The sequence below is a fragment of the Stenotrophomonas sp. OVS01A genome (genome assembly GCF_019969775.1).
GTDB lineage: Bacteria > Pseudomonadota > Gammaproteobacteria > Xanthomonadales > Xanthomonadaceae > Stenotrophomonas > Stenotrophomonas indicatrix.
The window spans coordinates 53,785-71,213 of record NZ_JAHXYV010000007.1 but is presented as its reverse complement, the minus strand read 5'-3'; the positions used below and the strand labels follow the sequence as shown (position 1 = coordinate 71,213).

The 17,429-nt window shown below is 66.8% G+C and carries 16 protein-coding genes and 1 riboswitch; of the genes, 8 read left to right on the top strand and 8 right to left on the bottom strand.

Features of this window, described 5'->3' with window-relative positions; all coding sequences use genetic code 11:
• Positions 1–88 precede the first annotated feature (88 nt).
• Positions 89–1,042 carry a Nudix family hydrolase gene (locus tag LC407_RS18650; RefSeq protein WP_154879380.1) on the top strand — a complete coding sequence of 318 codons (954 nt, stop codon included), beginning with the start codon at positions 89–91 and terminating at the stop codon, positions 1,040–1,042.
• Positions 1,043–1,194: 152 nt separating this feature from the next.
• Here LC407_RS18650 and LC407_RS18645 read toward each other — a convergent pair whose 3' ends face one another.
• Positions 1,195–1,773, bottom strand: coding sequence for a DUF4124 domain-containing protein (locus LC407_RS18645; RefSeq protein WP_223483388.1), 579 nt, complete (start codon positions 1,771–1,773; stop codon positions 1,195–1,197).
• Positions 1,774–1,814: 41 nt separating this feature from the next.
• Positions 1,815–2,642, bottom strand: coding sequence for a methylenetetrahydrofolate reductase [NAD(P)H] (metF, locus tag LC407_RS18640; protein ID WP_099841913.1), 828 nt, complete (start codon positions 2,640–2,642; stop codon positions 1,815–1,817).
• Between the two features lie 215 nt (positions 2,643–2,857).
• Here metF and LC407_RS18635 point away from each other — a divergent pair, with 215 nt between their 5' ends.
• From LC407_RS18635 to LC407_RS18625, 3 genes are read left to right on the top strand one after another with little or no spacing between them, the layout of a single operon-like run.
• Positions 2,858–3,793 (top strand): alpha/beta hydrolase, encoded by a 936-nt coding sequence (locus LC407_RS18635; protein ID WP_025876561.1) that lies wholly within the window; start codon positions 2,858–2,860, stop codon positions 3,791–3,793.
• A gap of 37 nt (positions 3,794–3,830) precedes the next feature.
• The gene (locus LC407_RS18630) at positions 3,831–4,880 is read left to right on the top strand and encodes a histidine kinase (RefSeq protein ID WP_223483387.1); all 1,050 of its coding nucleotides are present in this window, start codon (positions 3,831–3,833) and stop codon (positions 4,878–4,880) included.
• Positions 4,877–5,608, top strand: a complete 732-nt coding sequence (locus LC407_RS18625) for a LytTR family DNA-binding domain-containing protein (RefSeq protein WP_033830364.1) — start codon at positions 4,877–4,879, stop codon at positions 5,606–5,608. Before LC407_RS18630 ends, LC407_RS18625 begins: the two co-directional genes overlap by 4 nt.
• 9 nt (positions 5,609–5,617) lie before the next feature.
• Here the strand turns inward: LC407_RS18625 and LC407_RS18620 are convergent, their stop codons facing one another.
• On the bottom strand, positions 5,618–7,141 hold the full coding sequence (locus LC407_RS18620; protein WP_263292384.1) for an amidohydrolase family protein: 1,524 nt from the start codon (positions 7,139–7,141) through the stop codon (positions 5,618–5,620).
• Between the two features lie 136 nt (positions 7,142–7,277).
• Between LC407_RS18620 and LC407_RS18615 the strand changes: the two genes are divergently transcribed.
• Together LC407_RS18615 and LC407_RS18610 are read left to right on the top strand one after the other, a co-directional pair.
• Positions 7,278–7,835 (top strand): DUF3228 family protein, encoded by a 558-nt coding sequence (locus LC407_RS18615; RefSeq protein ID WP_025876554.1) that lies wholly within the window; start codon positions 7,278–7,280, stop codon positions 7,833–7,835.
• 98 nt (positions 7,836–7,933) lie between these two features.
• Positions 7,934–8,563, top strand: a complete 630-nt coding sequence (locus tag LC407_RS18610; RefSeq protein WP_158684100.1) for an energy transducer TonB — start codon at positions 7,934–7,936, stop codon at positions 8,561–8,563.
• A gap of 92 nt (positions 8,564–8,655) precedes the next feature.
• Here LC407_RS18610 and LC407_RS18605 read toward each other — a convergent pair whose 3' ends face one another.
• Both LC407_RS18605 and ybaK read right to left on the bottom strand, forming a co-directional pair.
• The gene (locus tag LC407_RS18605) at positions 8,656–9,150 is read right to left on the bottom strand and encodes a hypothetical protein (protein WP_088101102.1); all 495 of its coding nucleotides are present in this window, start codon (positions 9,148–9,150) and stop codon (positions 8,656–8,658) included.
• The gene (gene ybaK, locus LC407_RS18600; protein WP_025876549.1) at positions 9,150–9,623 is read right to left on the bottom strand and encodes a Cys-tRNA(Pro) deacylase; all 474 of its coding nucleotides are present in this window, start codon (positions 9,621–9,623) and stop codon (positions 9,150–9,152) included. The genes LC407_RS18605 and ybaK overlap by 1 nt, the downstream gene beginning before the upstream one ends.
• A gap of 92 nt (positions 9,624–9,715) precedes the next feature.
• Between ybaK and LC407_RS18595 the strand changes: the two genes are divergently transcribed.
• Positions 9,716–10,570: a hypothetical protein gene (locus LC407_RS18595; protein ID WP_223483385.1), complete on the top strand. Its 855-nt coding sequence runs from the start codon at positions 9,716–9,718 to the stop codon at positions 10,568–10,570.
• A 71-nt stretch (positions 10,571–10,641) separates the two neighbouring features.
• Here LC407_RS18595 and LC407_RS18590 read toward each other — a convergent pair whose 3' ends face one another.
• The 3 genes from LC407_RS18590 to ahcY all read right to left on the bottom strand — a co-directional run bounded on the left by LC407_RS18590 (position 10,642) and on the right by ahcY (position 14,581).
• On the bottom strand, positions 10,642–11,997 hold the full coding sequence (locus LC407_RS18590; RefSeq protein ID WP_223483384.1) for a peptidoglycan-binding domain-containing protein: 1,356 nt from the start codon (positions 11,995–11,997) through the stop codon (positions 10,642–10,644).
• Positions 11,998–12,047: 50 nt separating this feature from the next.
• The gene (locus LC407_RS18585; RefSeq protein WP_223483383.1) at positions 12,048–12,788 is read right to left on the bottom strand and encodes a lysozyme inhibitor LprI family protein; all 741 of its coding nucleotides are present in this window, start codon (positions 12,786–12,788) and stop codon (positions 12,048–12,050) included.
• A 347-nt stretch (positions 12,789–13,135) separates the two neighbouring features.
• A complete protein-coding gene (gene ahcY, locus LC407_RS18580; protein WP_025876541.1) occupies positions 13,136–14,581 on the bottom strand; it encodes an adenosylhomocysteinase in 1,446 nt (481 codons plus the stop codon).
• Between the two features lie 36 nt (positions 14,582–14,617).
• Positions 14,618–14,699: riboswitch (S-adenosyl-L-homocysteine riboswitch) on the bottom strand.
• A gap of 123 nt (positions 14,700–14,822) precedes the next feature.
• On the opposite strand from ahcY, the gene LC407_RS18575 reads away from it, so the two are divergent.
• Complete coding sequence (locus tag LC407_RS18575; protein WP_223483382.1) at positions 14,823–17,339, top strand: prolyl oligopeptidase family serine peptidase; 2,517 nt, start codon at positions 14,823–14,825, stop codon at positions 17,337–17,339.
• The last annotated feature ends 90 nt before the right edge of the window (positions 17,340–17,429 follow it).

The following is a 17,429-nucleotide window of genomic DNA, read 5'->3' as shown; positions in this document are numbered from 1 at the left end:
GAGCCCCGCGAAAGCGGGGCTTTCCTGTTCTGGGCCTTGAAGCGCCCGGCGATTGCGCCGGTGCCCCGCTTTTCGGCATGCTTCGGCCATGCCTTCCCCGAAACGATCGATCCACGTCGTAGCCGCCGTCATCACCGACGCCCGCGGCCGCATCCTGCTCAACCGCCGTACCGAAAGCCGCGACATGGCCGGCCTCTGGGAATTCCCGGGCGGCAAGCGCGAGCCCGGTGAGACCTCCGAACAGGCGCTGGTGCGCGAGCTGCACGAGGAGCTGGGCATCGAGGCCGAGGTGGGCGAGTGGATCATGGACGTGCCGCAGCGCTACCCGGACAAGGACCTGACCCTGGAAGTGCGCCACGTGCGCAGCTGGAAGGGCGCCCCGCGTGGACGCGAGGGCCAGGCCATCACCTGGGTGACGCCGGACAAGCTGGCCCGTTATTCAATGCCGCCGGCTGACCTGCCGGTGGTGGCCGCACTGCGCCAGCCGGACTGCTACCTGATCACCCCTGCGCCGGACATCGATGAGGGCGGCCTGCAGCGTTGGCACGGCCAGCTGCAGCAGGCGGTGGCTTCGGGGCAGCAACGCATCCAGCTGCGCCTGCCCGCCGAGCATCCGCAGCGTCAGGGCGTGATCGAGCAGGCCGTGCGCGCGCATCGGCGCGGTGTGCAGTGGCTGCTCAACCGCGATATCGAACTGGCGCGCACCCTCGGCGTTGGCGTGCACCTGGGCAGCGAGCAGCTGCAGTCGCTGCAGGAACGGCCGCTGCCGTCCGGGCAGCTGGTGGCCGCCTCCTGCCACGGGCTTGAGCAGCTGCTGGCCGCACAGCGGCTGGGCTGCGACTTCGCCGTGCTGGGGCCGGTGCAGGCCACTGCGAGCCATCCCGATGCAATGCCGTTGGGGTGGGAGGCCTTCGCCGCGCTGCGCGCCCAGGTCTCGCTGCCGATCTATGCGCTCGGCGGCATGACACCGCAGCATGTGGCCGAGGCGCGCCGGCATGGCGGGCAGGGTATCGCCGCCATCCGCGGACTGTGGCCGGCGTAGCGCGATACACAGGATCGGATCCCCGCGACGCGGGGCTCTGACCTCCTCGCTTGAATCTGGGGTCGGAGCCCTTTCCGCTGGAAGGGGATCCGACCCCTCACCGCAAGCAGTAGATCCACGCCATGCGTGGATGGCGGTTCAGCAGCACCCGCTCACAACGTAATCCAGAAACACCCATACTGCCGCCGCAGCCCAAGCACGGTCGCCGCACGCGTGGCGGTGCCCGGCAGGGTCTGCTCCAACCGCAACCCGATCGGATGGCGCCGTGCAGCCGGCATCGGCACCGTTTCCGAATCCTGTGAGGCGATGCCCTGGCCCTCATCCAGATCCTGCCGCGGATACACCGGCACCACGTCCACCAGCGGCCGCCGCACCACCGATTCCAGCTGGCCAAGAATCCGCTGCGCGCCGGCATCGGACACCGCGCCCCACAGGTACAGCGAAGAAAGCCGGTTCACATCACCGATGCTGACCGCCGTGTGCAAAGCCTGCACCAGTTCGCTCAGCCGGCGCGGGCAGCTGCTGCCGAGGCTGTCGCGTTGCAGGGTATTGCCGGAAGGCGCGGGCGGTGGCCGCCGGGACTGCGCGCCCAGGCTGTCGCAGGGGCGGTCGGTATAGACACTTTGCCCCTGCGGATCGGTGCAGCGGTTCAAGCGCGTGGTCTGCGCCTGCACACCGGCGCAGACGCCGGGCAGCAGCAGGACCAGCAACAGGGACAGGACGAGCTTCATCAACGCAGCGTAGCGCCGATTGCGATAACGCAGCGTACTTTTCAGCCTTGCAGCAGCTTCAGTACCGAGACCGTCGGCTTGGCCAGGTTCAAGGTGTAGAAGTGCAGGCCCGGAGCGCCGCCTTCGACCAGGCGCTGGCACAGCTTGGCCACCACTTCGGCGCCGAAGGCGCGCACCGATTCGGCGTCGTCACCGTAGGCCTGCATCTTGCGGCTGATCCAGCGCGGGATTTCCGCACCGCACTGTTCGGAGAAACGGCGCAGCTGGCTGAAGTTGGAGATCGGCATGATGCCCGGGGTGATCGGCACCTGCACGCCGAGCCGCTGCACTTCGTCGACGAAGTGGAAGTAGGCGTCGGGATTGAAGAAGTACTGGGTGATGGCGGCATCGGCACCGGCGTCGACCTTGGCCTTGAAGTGCTTCAGGTCGAGCAGGGCGTCCTGCGCTTGCGGATGCGTTTCCGGATACGCGCCCACTTCGATGCGGAAGGCATCACCGTGTTCGGCACGGATGAAGGCGATCAGTTCGGAGGCATAGCGCATGTCGCCAGGAAAGCCCATGCCCGAGGGCAGGTCGCCGCGTAGTGCCACCAGGCGCCGGCAGCCGATGGCGCGGTAGAGCTTGAGCAGTTCGCGGATTTCCTGGCGGGTACCGCCGACGCAGGACAGGTGCGGTGCCGCGTCAAAGCCGTGGTGCTGGTTGAGATGGCGCACGGTCTCGGAGGTGTAGCTGAGGGTCGAGCCACCGGCGCCGAAGGTGCAGGACACGTACTCGGGGGCATAGGCCTTCAGCTTGGCCGCGGCACGGTCCAGCTGGGTGCGCTGTTCGTCGGTCTTGGGCGGATAGAACTCGAAGCTGATGGCGGTCATGGCACGGGCGGCGGCATCGGGTGTGAAGCAGTATATCTCTCCATCGAGATGGATGTGCGATAGATGTGCGATGGATGTGTCGGGTCACGTCGTCCCGTGCGGGCGACCGTTCGCCCCGCTGACGGACCGTTGCTCCGTAATCGCAACCGGGGCAACGGGAGCGAAGCCACGCTGGTCCCAATCCCGGCACCACCCACGCGATGAAGGAGCAGACGATGAAGATCTTCCAGGCACTCTGGTACGCGATGAAGGCCTTGGCCAGGCTGGCGATGATCGGCATGGCGATGGCCGTGCTTGGCTCAGGCCCAGCCCATGCCACAGCCGTCGATAAAGCCGCCGTTGCAGGCGCAGTGCAGGTCGAGGTGCTCGGCAAGGGCCGTCCCTTGCTGATGATTCCCGGGCTTAACAGCAGTGCGGAGGTCTGGCGTGAGACCTGCCTGGCCCTGAAGGACGTGCAGTGCCATCTGGTGCAACTGCCGGGGTTTGCCGGTGCGGCGCCTGTCGATCCGCGCCCGGCCGATTTCCTGCCGGCGATGCGCGACGAACTACTGGGCTATCTGCAGGCGCGGCACCTGTCGAAGGTTGCCGTGATCGGTCACAGCCTGGGGGGTGTGCTGGCGATGCAACTGGCACTGAAGGCGCCCGATAGCATCGGTCCGCTGGTGATCGTTGATTCGCTGCCGTTCTATGCGGCGGTGATGAACCCGCAGGCCACCGCGCAGAACGTAGGGATGATGGCCGGGCAGCTGCGTGAAGGTTTGCTGGCGGCCGATGAGGCCAGCTTCAATGCACGCAACGATGCGACCGCCAAAGCCCTGACCCGCAGCACCCAGCATCTGCCGGAGCTGCAGCGTTGGGGGCGCGACAGTGATCGCACGAGCATGGCCGATGCGATGTACTCCATGCTGGTGCGCGATCTGCGTGATGACATCGACGGCATCCACACGCCGGTCCTGGTGCTGGGCAGCTGGGCCGCTTATCAGTCGATGGGGGGTACGGAAGCCAGTACCCGTGCGCAGTTCCAGGCGCAGTACGCGAAGCTGCCGGGTGTGCAGATCGAGATGAGCGCACAGGGTTACCACTTCCTGATGTGGGATGATCCGCGTTGGCTGCAGGCGCAGGTGCGCCGCTTCCTCGCCGCACATCCCTGACCGCCGTATGCCCTTTCCTCCACCGCCAAGGCTGCTCATGGACGCTACCACGCCATCCCGCCGCTTCTGGATACTCAATGCGCTGGCATGGGCAGGCTATGCGACGTACAGCCTGTGGCTGGGGGTGCGTATCGGCGGCGGTACGCTGTTCAGCGGCGTGGTGTTGATCTCCCTCAGCATTGCCGTGTCCCTGTGGTTGTGCAGCGGCGCGCTGCGTTCGGTCGCACTGCGGCAGCGCTGGTGGGATGGCAGTCTGGGCAGCCTGGTGTTGAAACTGGCAACTGGCGTGGTGGTCGGTGCCAGCATTGCACAGGCGCTGACGGCGGCGTTGTTGTTGCCGGCGCTGGCCATGGGCTGGGTGCAGTTGCCCGGTGGGCGTGCCGACTACCAGCTGTCGTCGGTCGTGCTGTACTGGATGAACACCGCCCTGTTCCTTTTGATGTGGACGGGCCTGTGGGCGGGCCTGCATGGCTTGCGCCGCGCGCGCCACAGCGAGCTGGCGCGGTTGCGCGTGGAGGCGGAGCGCAGTGCCCTGGAGCGCGATGCGTTGCGTGCGCGGCTGAATCCGCATTTCATGTTCAACGCATTGAACAACCTGCGAGCGCTGATTCTGGAAGACCCCGAGCGTGCCCGCGACATGGTCACCCGCCTGTCGCGCACGCTGCGCCACGCGTTGGCCCACAATCGCAGTGAGCAGGTGACCCTGGCCGAGGAACTGGAAGTGGTCGACGACTATCTGGCCATCGAGGCGATCCACTTCGAACAGCGCCTGCAGGTGCGGCGGGAGATCGCCGCAGAGGCTGTGCAGGCACAACTGCCTGCGATGGCACTGCAGCTGTTGGTGGAGAACGCGATAAAACATGGCATTGCCAGCCGCGCTGGCGGCGGCGAGGTACATATCCGCGCGTCGCTGGACGATGACCTGCTGCGCCTCCAGGTGGACAACCCGCTCTGCACTGGCAGCGAACCTGCGCACGGGCATGGTGTGGGACTGGCCTACCTGCGCGCGCAGCTTGGCACGCGCGGCCGTTTCACCCTGCAGCCGGTCGGCGACCGCATGCAGGCGCTGCTGGAGATTCCGCAATGACGGCCGTGCTGCGTGTGCTGATTGTCGATGATGCACGGCTGGCGCGACAGGAGCTGCGGACGCTGCTGTCGGCGCTGCCGTGGGTGCAGTGCGTGGGCGAGGCCGACGATGTGCCTGCTGCGCGCGAGGCGATCGCCGCGCTGGCGCCGGACCTGGTGCTGCTGGATGTGCAGATGCCCTCCGGTACCGGCTTCGATGTACTGGACGGGTTGGAAAGGGTGCCCTCGGTGGTGTTCGTCACTGCCTACGACACCTACGCAGTACGCGCGTTCCGGGCCAATGCACTGGATTACCTGGTGAAGCCGGTGGAAGCGCCGCGACTGCTGGAAGCGCTGGAGCGTGCGCGTCATCATGCGGCGTTGGATACCGAACCTCCCACAGTGCACGGCACGCTGGGTGCGCAGGACCAGGTGTTCGTGCGCGAAGGCGAGCGCTGCTGGTTCGTGTCCATTGCCGAGATCCGTCGGCTGGTGGTGGACGGCAACTACACGCGGCTGTGGTTCCGCGACCAGAACGCATTGCTGGCCCGCAGCCTGAGCGCGTTGGAAGCACGCTTGCCATCGGACCTTTTCTTTCGTGCCAACCGCAACACGCTGGTCAACCTGCGGCGCATTCGCGCGGTCACGCCGAGCATTGGCGATGGTTACGATCTGGCACTGGATGATGGCAGTGAAGTGGAGGTGTCGCGGCGGCAGGCACGGGAGCTGCGCGAGCGGATGGCGCTGTAGCCGCCGATCCTACAGTTCCGCGCTGACCGGGCTGGTCACGAATCCCCACAGCAGCCGCGCCATCACCGCAGGTGAGCGTGCCTGCGCGCGGGAGTAGGCCAGCAGTGCGTCCAGCCTTGGACGGTCGTAGAGGTGGCCGGCCAGCAGCACCGCATGCACGCGCCGGCTGTTGCCGATGTCCAGCAGAGGATTGCCGTCCAGCAGCACCAGGTCGGCCGCTTTGCCGACCTCGACACTGCCATGCCGGGCCTGCAGGCGAAGGTGCTGTGCGGCGTGCAACGTGGCTGCGCGCAGCACGTCGGCCTGGCTGAGTCCGGCCTGGTGCAGCAGTTGCAGTTCATCGTGATAGCGGAAGCCGCCAAGCCCGGTGTCGGTGCCCACCAGCACCGGAACACCGGCGCGGTGCGCAGCGCCGGTCAGTGCCAGGCCATGATTGAAATAGGCGTGCAGCGCGCGCTCGCCACGTTGGCCTGGATGGCGGGTGACCGTGGCCTGCAGGTCGTCGCGCCAGGCCCAGCGCGAAAGCGGATCGAGGTGCGCCAGTCGCGGATCATCGATGAAGCCCGGATCGCGCGCGCGGGCATCCTCCTCTCGGGTGACATGAGTGGGCACGAAGGCGCTGCCGCTGGCCTGCATCAGTGCGAAGGCGGCCTTGCACCTTGCAGGCGCATAGCTGTCCACCAAGTGCTCGGCCAAGGCTGTCGGGTCTTCACCGTCCAGCGTCCCGCTGCGCCATGCAGCTGCGGAGCCGGAGCAGTGGCGAACGAACAGATGCGCGTGTTCAAAGCTGTGCTGTCCGGCCTGCAGTGCCTCTTCCAGCGCCACCGCCCTGGGCAGGTGGCCCACCAGCGGACGATGCAGTTGCCGCGCCTCGGCAGCCAGCCGTTGGTAGGTATCCGGGCGCAGCCGGTTGTAGACCTTCAGTGCATCCACGCCGCGCTCGGCGTACTCACGCGCGCGACGGACGGCATCCTGTGGTGCCAGCGCAGGGTCTTCGAAGTAGAAGCTTGCCACCTGCACGAATCGCGGCGCGGTCAACGTGCCAGCGATGGCCTGTGCGCTCCAGCGACGCTTGTCAGCGACGCAGGCGATCAGCGGATCGGTCGGCTGCGGGCAGTCCATCATGTCGCGGGTGCCGGTGATGCCGTTGGCCAGCATCAACGGGAACTGCAGTTGCGGAGACAGCTGCAGTGCGTGGGTATGCATGTCCCAGAAGCCAGGCAGCAGCCAGCGGCCACCGGCGTCGAATACGTGCAAAGTGGCGTCGTGGGGGCCATTGCCGATGGCGATGATGGTGCCGTTGCGCACCGTTACAGTGGTGGGCGCGCTGGCAACGCCGTTCTGCACGTCCACCACCCGCGCATTGATGATCACCCGGCTGTTGCCGACATCGGGTGGCGGCGGCGCTGGCAACGGCCAGATCAGGGCGGCAGCGAACAGCAGGGGCGGAGCGAGAAGCACAGCCGCTACTGCCTTCAGCAGAGGCCGTTGGCGTGATCGAGGGGAAGGGGACAACGCGCGTGCTGCATCCATGAGCCTGCAATCCCTACGGTGGGTCGAAGGCAGGGTGGGGCAAGTCCGGTTCGGATGCCAGTGACTCTCGGCCTGCTCCCCTTGCACCGCCGGTGGCGGTTACCCTGTGCAGCGGATTCTTCGATCACGCCGCGCCATGTCCATCGTCCTCACCGATTTCGCCCGCCCCCGCCTGTTCCCGCGCGTACCGCGCGGCAACACCATCCAGGACTGCAGCGCCGAGCAGTTCCAGGCGCATCTCAACGCGCACCCGCCGCTGAAGGTGCTCGATGGCTATGCACCGTTCTGCAAGCTGTTCGTCTATGAAAACTGGACCAGCACGCGCTGCCTGACCGTGCCGGTCACCGACGCCAACCGGCACCTGCTGCGCAGCGGCTACGAGGCGCGCAACCGTGAGGAACTGCCGGTGCTGGTGCGCTGGTTCGAGGGCGTGGAATCGCCACGGGCCAATTACCTGGTGGTGATCCTGTACAGCGCCGAGCAGCTGGCCAAGGAAGGTTCACCCATCGATGCGGACTGGGGCATCGTCGGCTGCATCTATACCGCCGAACCGGAAGAAGTGCCGATGGCGCCGATCACCATGATGCGCAATGCGCTGGGCGTGGAGGAGGGTGGTTCGGGCGTGCCGCTGGACCGCGAAGCCTATCAGCGCGCGGTGGCGTTCTGGGAGAACAACGCCAACTGGCGGCCGTGAGAACACAGCATCGCGATGCGCGTCAGCGCACTGCGATGTGAAATCCGCTGCGGCCACCGCGGGATACGATGCTGTTTCCATCACAGCAGGAAGCAACGATGACGATCAGAACGTGGATGCCGTTGGCGGTGGCGCTGGGCGCCTTGCTGGGTTCAGCCGAGAGTTCAGCCCAGCGTTACGATGCCAACGCCGCATGCGGTGGATTGAGCAACGCGGCATCGATCCAGGATGTGGGCGTCAGCAGCATGGAGGCGCGTGCCCAGCAAGGGCGCTGCACGCTGCACGTCGTGGCTGCGGATGCGGAAGCGCTGGTGCGCCAGCAACGCATGCTGGAAGCGGTGTCGATGGCGGTATGCAAGGCCGCTGCGGAACCTCAGCCGTCCGCGCAGCCGCTGTCACTGGTGCTGCGATTCCCTGCGCGCTGCCCGCTGTCGTCCAAGGCGACACTGTTCCCTGCGGCCAGCGGCAACTGGAGGCGTGAATTCCCCGAGTACCCCTCTGCGGCTGTACGTGACGGGTTGCAGGGCAAAGTGCAGCTGAAGGCGCTGGTGAACGGGGACGGCAGGATTGTCGCGGCCGTGGTACGCGTGTCCAGTGGTCACGCGGTGCTGGACGCGGCAGCGGCCAAGGGGCTCCGCTCGTGGGCCATGCAACGCGACGCGCAACAGCCCGCGTTGCCCGCCATGAGTGTGATGGACGTGCCGGTGACCTTTGCTCTCAACGAATGAAGGACGTGCTCTCCTGGCTTTCGTAGCGGGAGCCGGCACAACCAGGCTTGGCGTGGATCCGCCTTCGCAGTAGAACCACGCCACGCGTGGCTTCAATCAAGGGCGAGCAAGGTCCACTCCCACCACGGGTAGTGGTACTCGCGGTCGGTGGCATCCCAGCGCTGGCCGCAGCAGGTGCAGGCCACCCGATGGCGGTCGCCCCAGCCATCCTCGGCCACGCCCTGTTCCAGCAGCCGCACATGCCCCTGCTCGATGAGCCGGCGTGGGTCGAAGAACAGGTAATCCGGATACAGCGCGCACAGGCAGCCTTTGCGCTCACGCCAATAACGCAGTCGGCGCAGTGCCGCTTGCAGGTGCACATCGTTGCTGACCAGCGCACCGCCAAGCTGCACGCCCTGGCAGGCCTGCTCGATCCCCTCGGTCTGCGGTGCCAGCGCATCCAGCGTCGTAGCGCTGAACAACCGTGCCAGGCGGCTGCTGGCGGCATGGATACGACTGGCATCGCGCGACAGCAGGTCCTGCAGCAGCACATCGGCCTGCGGGTCGTCCAGCCGCGGTGGCGGCGATGTGGACCAGGGCCAGCGCATCAACGGGGCCTGCCGATCGCGGCGTAGTGGCCGCCGGTCAGGTGCAGCAGGTCGGCCGGTGCCAGCTCCACTTCCAGGCCACGCCGTCCCGCGCTGACGTGCAGGGTGGGCAGTGCCTGCGCGCTGGCGTCGAGAAAACTGCGCAGGCGCTTCTTCTGCCCAAGCGGGCTGATGCCGCCGACCAGATAGCCGGTTGCGCGCTGCGCGGCATCGACGGCGGCCATCTCGCACTTCTTGCAGCCGGCCGCCTCGGCCAGTGCTTTCAGATCAAGCTGGCCGGCCACCGGCACGATGGCGACGAGCAGTTCGTGCGTTTCGGTGCTGGCCAGCAGGGTCTTGAATACCTGTGCCGGGTCCAGGCCCAGCTTTTCGACGGCCTCGCCGCCGTAGGATTCGGCATGGGCATCGTGCACGTAGCTGTGCACGGTATGGGCGATCTTCTCGCGCTTGAGCAGGTTGATGGCCGGGGTCATGGGCATATCGTAGCGCCGCGCGCGGGCATTGCCTTGACCGAGGCTATTGCCGCACCCTGCGATACTGCACGTCGGCTTTCCCAGGCTCCAGCATGCGCGCACCCGCTCACCTCCACGACCTGACCTTTGACACCGAAGTGGCAGCGGGCCCGTACCCACCGCAGGGTTTTCTGCCGATCGCCGAAGGCGCGTTGGGCAACGGCGATTGCTTCGGGCTGTACTGGCCATTGGGGCGCGAAGGCGCATTGCCGCTGGTCTGCGAGATGTTCCATGACGAGGGCAGGATGGTCTACAGCCATTCTTCGCTGGACGTGTTCGTGCACTGGTTGGGCATCAATCGCGCGCTGGACGAGGATGCGTGGGATGACGACGAGTGGGATCCGCGCGCGCATGATGTGGACGACGCAGACTCGCCTTTCCGGCTTGTCGAGTTGGCGCAGGGACATGTAGCAGCGGGCGAGCCCGCCGCTGCGATCCCACTGCTCGACGCCGCAACTGCGGCTTTTCCAGACCTGCAGAAGGGCTGGGCCATGCTCGCTGGCCAGCACATGCGGTTGCGCAATGCCGAGCTGGCGGTGTGCGCGGCGCGCTCGGCCGTGCTGGCCAACTGGGCCTTTGGCGTGCCCGAGGCAGGTGTGCTGCGCATCCTGAAATCGGCGCATGCTGGTGAGGATCCGGTGGTGGCGATGGCGCAGCAGATGGGCTTCGCCTTTGGCGGTGCCAGGAACAACCCGGACTATGCGTTGATGCAGGCCTGCATCGATCGGTGTTGGCAGATCGGCGATAGGGAGGCGGCACTACGGTTGTCGCACAACCGCTGTTACGTGCTGGCCGCCGAGACGGTGTCATTCCAGGAGCGCGAGCGCTTCGATCTGCCCGCGTGGCAGCTTGCGTTCCGCGAACAGTGCCGCCTCGCCCTCGGCGACGACCGCCAGCGCATGCAGTAGAGCCACGCCGCGCGTGGATACCGAACCGGACGACAGGATCCACGCTGTGCGTGGATCCGATCCATCGCAGATCAGCGCGACAGCGGCTGCTGTGCCTGTGCCTGTTCCTGCGCCTGTCGTTGTGTCTGTTCGGCGTTCAACGCTTCGCTCTGGCGAGTGCTGGATGGCAGATCCTGGCTGACCGCCTGCGCAAGGTCGATGTAGGTGCGATGCGCGGCAGGATCGCCCAGCTGGCCCTGCACCGCGAATACACCCTGGCCGTCGGGGCGCGCCACCACGGTGTCCACCTGTGACATGCCGACAAGCTTGGACTCGTAGGCGACCTGTCCAGCGGCATTCTCCAGCTGGCCGCGGTCATGGAACAGCGGCGATAGTCCACCTTGGCTGCGCTGCTGTTCCAATGCTTCCAGCTTTTCTACGACCTGCTGGTAGCGCGGATTGTCGGCGTGCCCGGGCGTGGCCATGCTCGGTGCTGCTGATTCGGCCTGCTGATGCTGCTGGCTTGCCGCCTCCAGCGCACCCAAGGTGCCGCTGCCGGCTTTGCCGTCCACCGTCAGCTGATGATCGCGCTGGAACTGCTGGACCGCCTGCAGGGTGCCCGGGCCAAAGTGACCGTCGGCCACCAGCGGTGCACCGTCCTTGCCCGTGTAGCCGAGGTCGGCCAGCTTCTGCTGCATGGCCTGCACCTCATCGCCCTTTGCGCCGTTCACCAGCACGCCACTGCCAGCCGACGCACCGGGTGTGCTGGGCGAGCCGTGCGAGGGGGCATGGGTTGGGTTGATGCCCAGCTGGGTCATGGCCGTGTCGAAGCGTTGATCGCGGCTGGTCACGGCCGCAGGCGACTGGATGCCGAATTTGGTCGCATCGACGAAGGTCTGCACGTCGGCCCGGCTTGGTGGATCGCCGGCCTGGACGGTACCGCCCTGCAGCTTCTCCGCGTTGCCGGCCAGATAGCTGATGAACTGCGGGCCCATGCTGCCGAACTGGTTGTCATAGTCGGCCATGGCCAGCTGCAGTTCCGGGTTTGCCACGATGGCATCGGCGGCGGCCGGGTTGGTCGCACGCACCTTGGCGATGGCCTCGTCGACGCGCTCGATGGCGCTGTCCAGCTTGGCGTTGGTGAGCTGGTCGATGTTGGCCTGCGGAATGGCCTGCAGCTTGGCGTCGAGCGCGGCCAGCTGCTGTGTGCTCAGCCCCCCGTGCTGGGACAGCAGTTCGATGTCACCGTTGGTGAAACCGTTGTCGCGCAGGAAGCGCCTGGCCTGGGGGTTGCCGCCGACGTCGAACTGCACCAGGCCGAACGAATAGGCGCTGGTGCCCTCCTGGGCGTATGAAAAATGGTCCAGGTGGCGGGTGTTGCCGCCCAGTTCGGTGTTGAGGAACAGCGTGGACAGCTGTTCGCGGGTGAGAGTGGAATCCGTTGCCATGGTCATCGTCCTTCAATGAGGAAAAGGGAGCCGTGCCCGCCCGGCTGATGTCAGCCGGCGCAGTGCTGCTGGGTGAAGCCGAGCAGCTGGCGTGTGGCCTCGGTGCCGTAGGCAGCCGGTGCCGGTTCGATGGCGAACTGGCCGACCATCTGGTTGCTGCACACTTGCACGTTGCGCTTGCCGCTGGCTGTTTCCAGGGTGCAGTTGGCCGCCAGCAGGGCGTTGTGGCCGGCGCCGATGTTGGTTGCCGCCGTGCAGCCCAGCAGGCTGCCTTTTTGGCCGTTTTCACCCAGCAGCGTGTTGAAGGTCGCCAGCTGGCTGTTGGGGTCGCGCAGCACCAGCATGTCCACGCACTGCTGCTGGCCGTCGGGCACTTCGCAGGCGTCCTGGTCGACCAGACCGTCGCGCGTGGCCGACAGTACCTTGAGGCGGTCGGCAGATACCTGTTGCAGGCAGTGCGCGTCGCTGCACAGGTCGCGCGTGTGCTGGATCCAGCGCTGCTGCTCGGCCTGCAGCTTGGCCTTGCCGGCGGCATCAAGGGTTTGGCTTGCGGCGGCTTCGGCCTTGGCCAGCTCGCCTTCCTGCTTCAACAGGGCGGGGTCGTTGCAGATCAGGGTCTGCACCGGCGATGCCGGATTGGCGCAGGCGGTGCTGCCGGCGGCCGCTGCCGGGGCGCTGGCCGCCTTGCCGTCGGTGTTGGCCTGTTCGGTGGCGGCTGCAGGTGTCGTGGCCTGGGCTTCACCGGAGGGCGGGGTGCAGGCGGCCAGCAGGGCCACCCAGCACAGGGTCATGAGGGGCTTGATGGCCCGGGTCATACGTTCACTGCTGCGCTGCATGTCTATCCTTTGATGTCTGCGTCCTGGCGCATGGCCTGCGGGCGGCAGGCATGGGGCGAACCATGGAACGGGGGGGCCGTGGCGGCCACGCGGCGGGCTGGGCATTGCAACATCCCGCGCCGGGGCCGTTGGCGGGAACAGAGCGTAGCAAGCGACTGCTTAGGGCTCTGTGACAGGGCGCGCGGAACACGGCGGCGGGTGCCCGGATGCAGAACGGGCGCCCGAAGGCGCCCGTCCGTGTGCATCCGTTGCTGGGGTCAGAGCCCTTTCCTGCGGAAAGGGATCCGACCCCGCGCACGGCATCAGTAGCGGTAATGATCCGGCTTGAACGGACCTTCCACCGGCACGCCGATGTAGTCGGCCTGTTCCTGGCTCAGGGTGGTCAGCTTCACGCCGATCTTTTCCAGGTGCAGGCGGGCCACTTCTTCGTCCAGCTTCTTCGGCAGCAGGTACACCTTGTTCTCGTAGGTGCCCTTGTTGGCCCACAGGTCGATCTGCGCCAGGGTCTGGTTGGCGAACGAGTTGGACATCACGAAGCTCGGGTGGCCGGTGGCGCAGCCGAGGTTGACCAGGCGGCCTTCGGCCAGCAGGAAGATCGCATTGCCGTTGGGGAAGATGTACTTGTCCACCTGCGGCTTGATGTTGACGTGCTTCACGCCCGGGAAGGCGACCAGCGCATCGACCTGGATCTCGTTGTCGAAGTGGCCGATGTTGCAGACGATGGCCTGGTCCTTCATCGCGCTCAGGTGCTCGATGCGGATGATGTCCTTGTTGCCGGTGGTGGTGACGTACAGGTCGGCACGGCCCAGGGTGGATTCGATGGTGTTGACCTCGAAGCCTTCCATCGCCGCCTGCAGGGCGCAGATCGGATCGATCTCGGTGACCACCACGCGCGCGCCGTAGGCACGCAGCGACGCGGCGCAGCCCTTGCCGACGTCACCGTAGCCGCAGACCACGGCGACCTTGCCGGCCAGCATCACGTCCATCGCGCGCTTGAGGCCATCGGCCAGCGACTCGCGGCAGCCGTACAGGTTGTCGAACTTGCTCTTGGTGACCGAGTCGTTGACGTTGATCGCCGGGATCAGCAGGGTGCCGGCCTGGGCCAGCTGGTACAGGCGGTGCACGCCGGTGGTGGTTTCTTCCGAAACGCCCTTCCAGTCCTTGACCACGCGGCCCCAGTAACCCGGGCGCTCCTTGGCCACGCGCTTGAGCAGGTTCTTGATGACCTGCTCTTCGTGCGAAGCAGCCTTTTCGTCGACCCAGGTGCTGCCGTTTTCCAGCTCGTAGCCCTTGTGGATCAGCAGGGTCACGTCACCGCCGTCGTCGACCACCAGCTCCGGGCCGGTCAGGGTGCCGTCGGGCAGGGTGAAGGTCAGCGCGTCCAGGGTGCAGTCCCAGTACTCTTCCAGCGACTCGCCCTTCCAGGCGAACACGGGAGTACCGGTGGCGGCGATCGCCGCAGCGGCGTGGTCCTGGGTCGAGAAGATGTTGCACGAAGCCCAGCGCACGTCAGCGCCGATGTCCTTCAGGGTCTCGATCAGCACCGCGGTCTGGATGGTCATGTGCAGCGAGCCGGTCACGCGCACGCCCTTCAGCGGCAGCTCGGCCTGGTACTTGCGGCGGATGGACATCAGGCCCGGCATCTCGTGCTCGGCGATGTCCAGTTCCTTGCGGCCCCAGTCGGCCAGGGTGATGTCGCGGATCTTGTAGTCGCCTTCAGTGGAGAAGGTCTTGGCAACAGCATTCATGCAGTAGCTCCGGTTGTGGGCGAGCGGATGCTCGCATCTGGCCGGGCGCCGTTGTTGCAAAGCCACCTGGCCGAGCCTGGCCGGTCTCAGGGATCCGGTCGCAGCGCCCCTCGGCAGGGGAGGATGCCCATTATATCGCGCCTCCGCTGTGACACGGCGATGACCCAACCATCGGCAGATGGGCGCAGGTGCATGGCCTGTTAAGGTCGAGGGCTTCATGCAGCGAACAGGTGGAACAATGATGAGCACGCACGCACGCCGCAACCGGCGCTTGACTGGCCTGGTCCTGTCGATGGCACTGCTGGCGGTGGTCCCGCAGGCCTGGGCTGCGGCACCGCAGGCGGCCGCGGCGCAGGCGCAGGGCGTGGCCGGTTACGAGCTGCCCTCGGCCGCACTGCAGGCCGTGGTCGACGCGCCGCGGGCGCCGTCGCTGTACCTGTCGCCACGCCGCGATGTGGCCGCGCTGATGCAGATGCCGTCGCTGCCGTCGATCCAGGTGGTGGCACAGCCGGAGCTGAAGCTGGCCGGCCTGCGCATCAATCCGAAAACCTTCTCTGACAGCCGCTTCAGCTTCGGCCAGAAGCTGTGGCTGATGAATGTAGCCGACGGCAAGGAGCGGCAGATCAGCGGGTTGCCGGCCTCGCTGTCGATCGCCAGCCTGACGTGGTCGCCGGACCAGAAGTGGCTGGCCTTCAACCAGGTCGATGCCGCTACCGGGGCCAATGAGCTGTGGCTGGTGGACGTGGCTGGCGGCAGCGCCCGTCGCCTGGTCGCCGGCCTGAACACCGTTCTGGGCACTGGCTACCAGTGGTTGCCGGACAGCCGTGGCCTGGTGGTGTTCACCCGCCCGGCCAACCTTGGCGCCGCCCCGGCTGCAGATGGCATCCCGACCGGCCCGGCCGTGCAGCAGACCAGCCAGGGCGGTGGCGTGGTGTCCATCCGCACCTACCAGGACCTGCTGAAGAACGAGGCCGACGCGCGCCAGTTCGATTACTACGCCACCACCCAACCGATGGAAGTGGGGCTGGACGGGCAGAGCCGTGCCATCGGTGCGGCCGGCATCTTCATGGGTTTTGCGGTGTCGCCCGACGGCCGTTTCGTGCTCAGCCAGCCGGTGCAGCGTCCGTACTCCTACGTGGTGCCGCTGAGCAGCTTCCCGCGCCGAATCGAAGTGCTCGACCGCAGCACCGGCAAGCTGGTGCATACCGTGGCCGTACGGCCGCTGGTGGAAGGTCTGCCGACCGGCAACGATGCCGAAGTGACCGGCGTGCGTGACATCAGCTGGCGCGGCGATGCCGATGCCACCCTGGTCTGGGCCGAAGCGCAGGATGGTGGCGACCCGAACCGGGAAGCCAAGGTGCGCGATGCGGTGTTCATGCAGGCCGCACCGTTCGACACGCCGCCGGTGACCCTGGCCCAGCTCGGCAGCCGCTATGCCGGCATCAGCTGGGGCCGTGGCGACCTGGCCCTGCTCAACGAATCGTGGTGGAAGACCCGCCGCAGCAAGACCTGGCTGATCGCACCGGACAACGCCAGCGCCGATGCCAGGCTGCTGTGGGATCGCGACGCGCAGGACCGCTACGCCGATCCGGGCCGCCCGCTGATGGCCAGTGATGACCGCGGCCGCTCGCTGCTGCAGACCACCGCTGATGGCGGCAGCCTGTACCTGGCCGGTGCCGGTGCATCGCCGGAAGGCGACCGTCCGTTCGTTGATCGCTTCGACGTGGCCAGCGGCAAGGCAACCCGCCTGTTCCATTCGCAGGCACCGACCTACGCCGCGCCGGTAACGCTGCTGGATGCGCAGGCCAGTTCGCTGCTGATCAGCCGCGAGAGCCCGGACGAGCCGACCAACTTCTACGTGCAGTCGCTGGCCGACACCAACGCCGCACCGCGTGCGCTGACTCATTTCGCCCATCCGCTGCCGCAGCTGAAGGGCGTGCAGAAGGAGCAGATCCGCTACAAGCGCAAGGACGGCGTGGACCTGACCGCGACCCTGCTGCTGCCGCCGGGCTATGACCCCAAGCGCGATGGTCCGCGGCCGCTGCTGATGTGGGCCTACCCGGGTGAGTTCAAGAGCGCGGCGGCCGCCAGCCAGGTGACCGATTCGCCGTACCGCTTCAACGCCATCAGCTACTGGGGCCCGCAGGCGTTCCTGGCCAAGGGCTATGTGGTGCTGGCCAGCCCGTCGATGCCGATCATCGGCGAAGGCGACAAGGAGCCCAACGACACCTATATCGAACAGCTGGTGGCCAATGCGCAGGCCGCGGTGGACGAGGTGGTGCGGCGTGGCGTGACCGACCGCGAGCACATCGCCATCGGTGGCCACTCCTACGGTGCGTTCATGACCGCCAACCTGCTCGCGCACACCCGCCTGTTCAAGGCCGGTATCGCGCGCAGCGGCGCCTACAACCGCACGCTCACCCCGTTTGGTTTCCAGGCCGAAGAGCGCAACTACTGGCAGGCGCAGGACGTGTACCAGAAGATGGCGCCGTTCAATTACGCCGACAGGATCAAGGATCCGATCCTCTTCATCCACGGCGTGGACGACAACAACTCGGGCACCTTCCCGATGCAGAGCGAACGCATGTTTGCCGCAGTGAAGGGGCTGGGCGGCACCGCCCGCCTGGTGATGCTGCCGAACGAGTCGCATGCCTACCGCGCACGCGAATCGATCATGACGATGCTGGCCGAAAGCGAGCGCTGGCTCGAGCAGAACCTCGGCCCGGTGCAGCAGGGCAAGGCGAAGAAGACGCGCTGACCAGTGCTGGTAGTGCCGGCCGCTGGCCGGCAACCTCATGGACCTGCGCAACGTGAGGTTGCCGGCCAGCGGCCGGCACTACCAGATGAA

Excerpts from the sequence above, each read along its gene's own strand:
- LC407_RS18650 (WP_154879380.1), top strand. The coding sequence starts at position 89 with ATGCCTTCCCCGAAACGATCGATCCACGTCGTAGCCGCCGTCATCACC.
- LC407_RS18645 (WP_223483388.1), bottom strand. The coding sequence starts at position 1,773 with ATGAAGCTCGTCCTGTCCCTGTTGCTGGTCCTGCTGCTGCCCGGCGTC.
- metF (WP_099841913.1), bottom strand. The coding sequence starts at position 2,642 with ATGACCGCCATCAGCTTCGAGTTCTATCCGCCCAAGACCGACGAACAG.
- LC407_RS18635 (WP_025876561.1), top strand. The coding sequence starts at position 2,858 with ATGAAGATCTTCCAGGCACTCTGGTACGCGATGAAGGCCTTGGCCAGG.
- LC407_RS18630 (WP_223483387.1), top strand. The coding sequence starts at position 3,831 with ATGGACGCTACCACGCCATCCCGCCGCTTCTGGATACTCAATGCGCTG.
- LC407_RS18625 (WP_033830364.1), top strand. The coding sequence starts at position 4,877 with ATGACGGCCGTGCTGCGTGTGCTGATTGTCGATGATGCACGGCTGGCG.
- LC407_RS18620 (WP_263292384.1), bottom strand. The coding sequence starts at position 7,141 with ATGGATGCAGCACGCGCGTTGTCCCCTTCCCCTCGATCACGCCAACGG.
- LC407_RS18615 (WP_025876554.1), top strand. The coding sequence starts at position 7,278 with ATGTCCATCGTCCTCACCGATTTCGCCCGCCCCCGCCTGTTCCCGCGC.
- LC407_RS18610 (WP_158684100.1), top strand. The coding sequence starts at position 7,934 with ATGACGATCAGAACGTGGATGCCGTTGGCGGTGGCGCTGGGCGCCTTG.
- LC407_RS18605 (WP_088101102.1), bottom strand. The coding sequence starts at position 9,150 with ATGCGCTGGCCCTGGTCCACATCGCCGCCACCGCGGCTGGACGACCCG.
- ybaK (WP_025876549.1), bottom strand. The coding sequence starts at position 9,623 with ATGACCCCGGCCATCAACCTGCTCAAGCGCGAGAAGATCGCCCATACC.
- LC407_RS18595 (WP_223483385.1), top strand. The coding sequence starts at position 9,716 with ATGCGCGCACCCGCTCACCTCCACGACCTGACCTTTGACACCGAAGTG.
- LC407_RS18590 (WP_223483384.1), bottom strand. The coding sequence starts at position 11,997 with ATGGCAACGGATTCCACTCTCACCCGCGAACAGCTGTCCACGCTGTTC.
- LC407_RS18585 (WP_223483383.1), bottom strand. The coding sequence starts at position 12,788 with ATGACCCTGTGCTGGGTGGCCCTGCTGGCCGCCTGCACCCCGCCCTCC.
- ahcY (WP_025876541.1), bottom strand. The coding sequence starts at position 14,581 with ATGAATGCTGTTGCCAAGACCTTCTCCACTGAAGGCGACTACAAGATC.
- LC407_RS18575 (WP_223483382.1), top strand. The coding sequence starts at position 14,823 with ATGAGCACGCACGCACGCCGCAACCGGCGCTTGACTGGCCTGGTCCTG.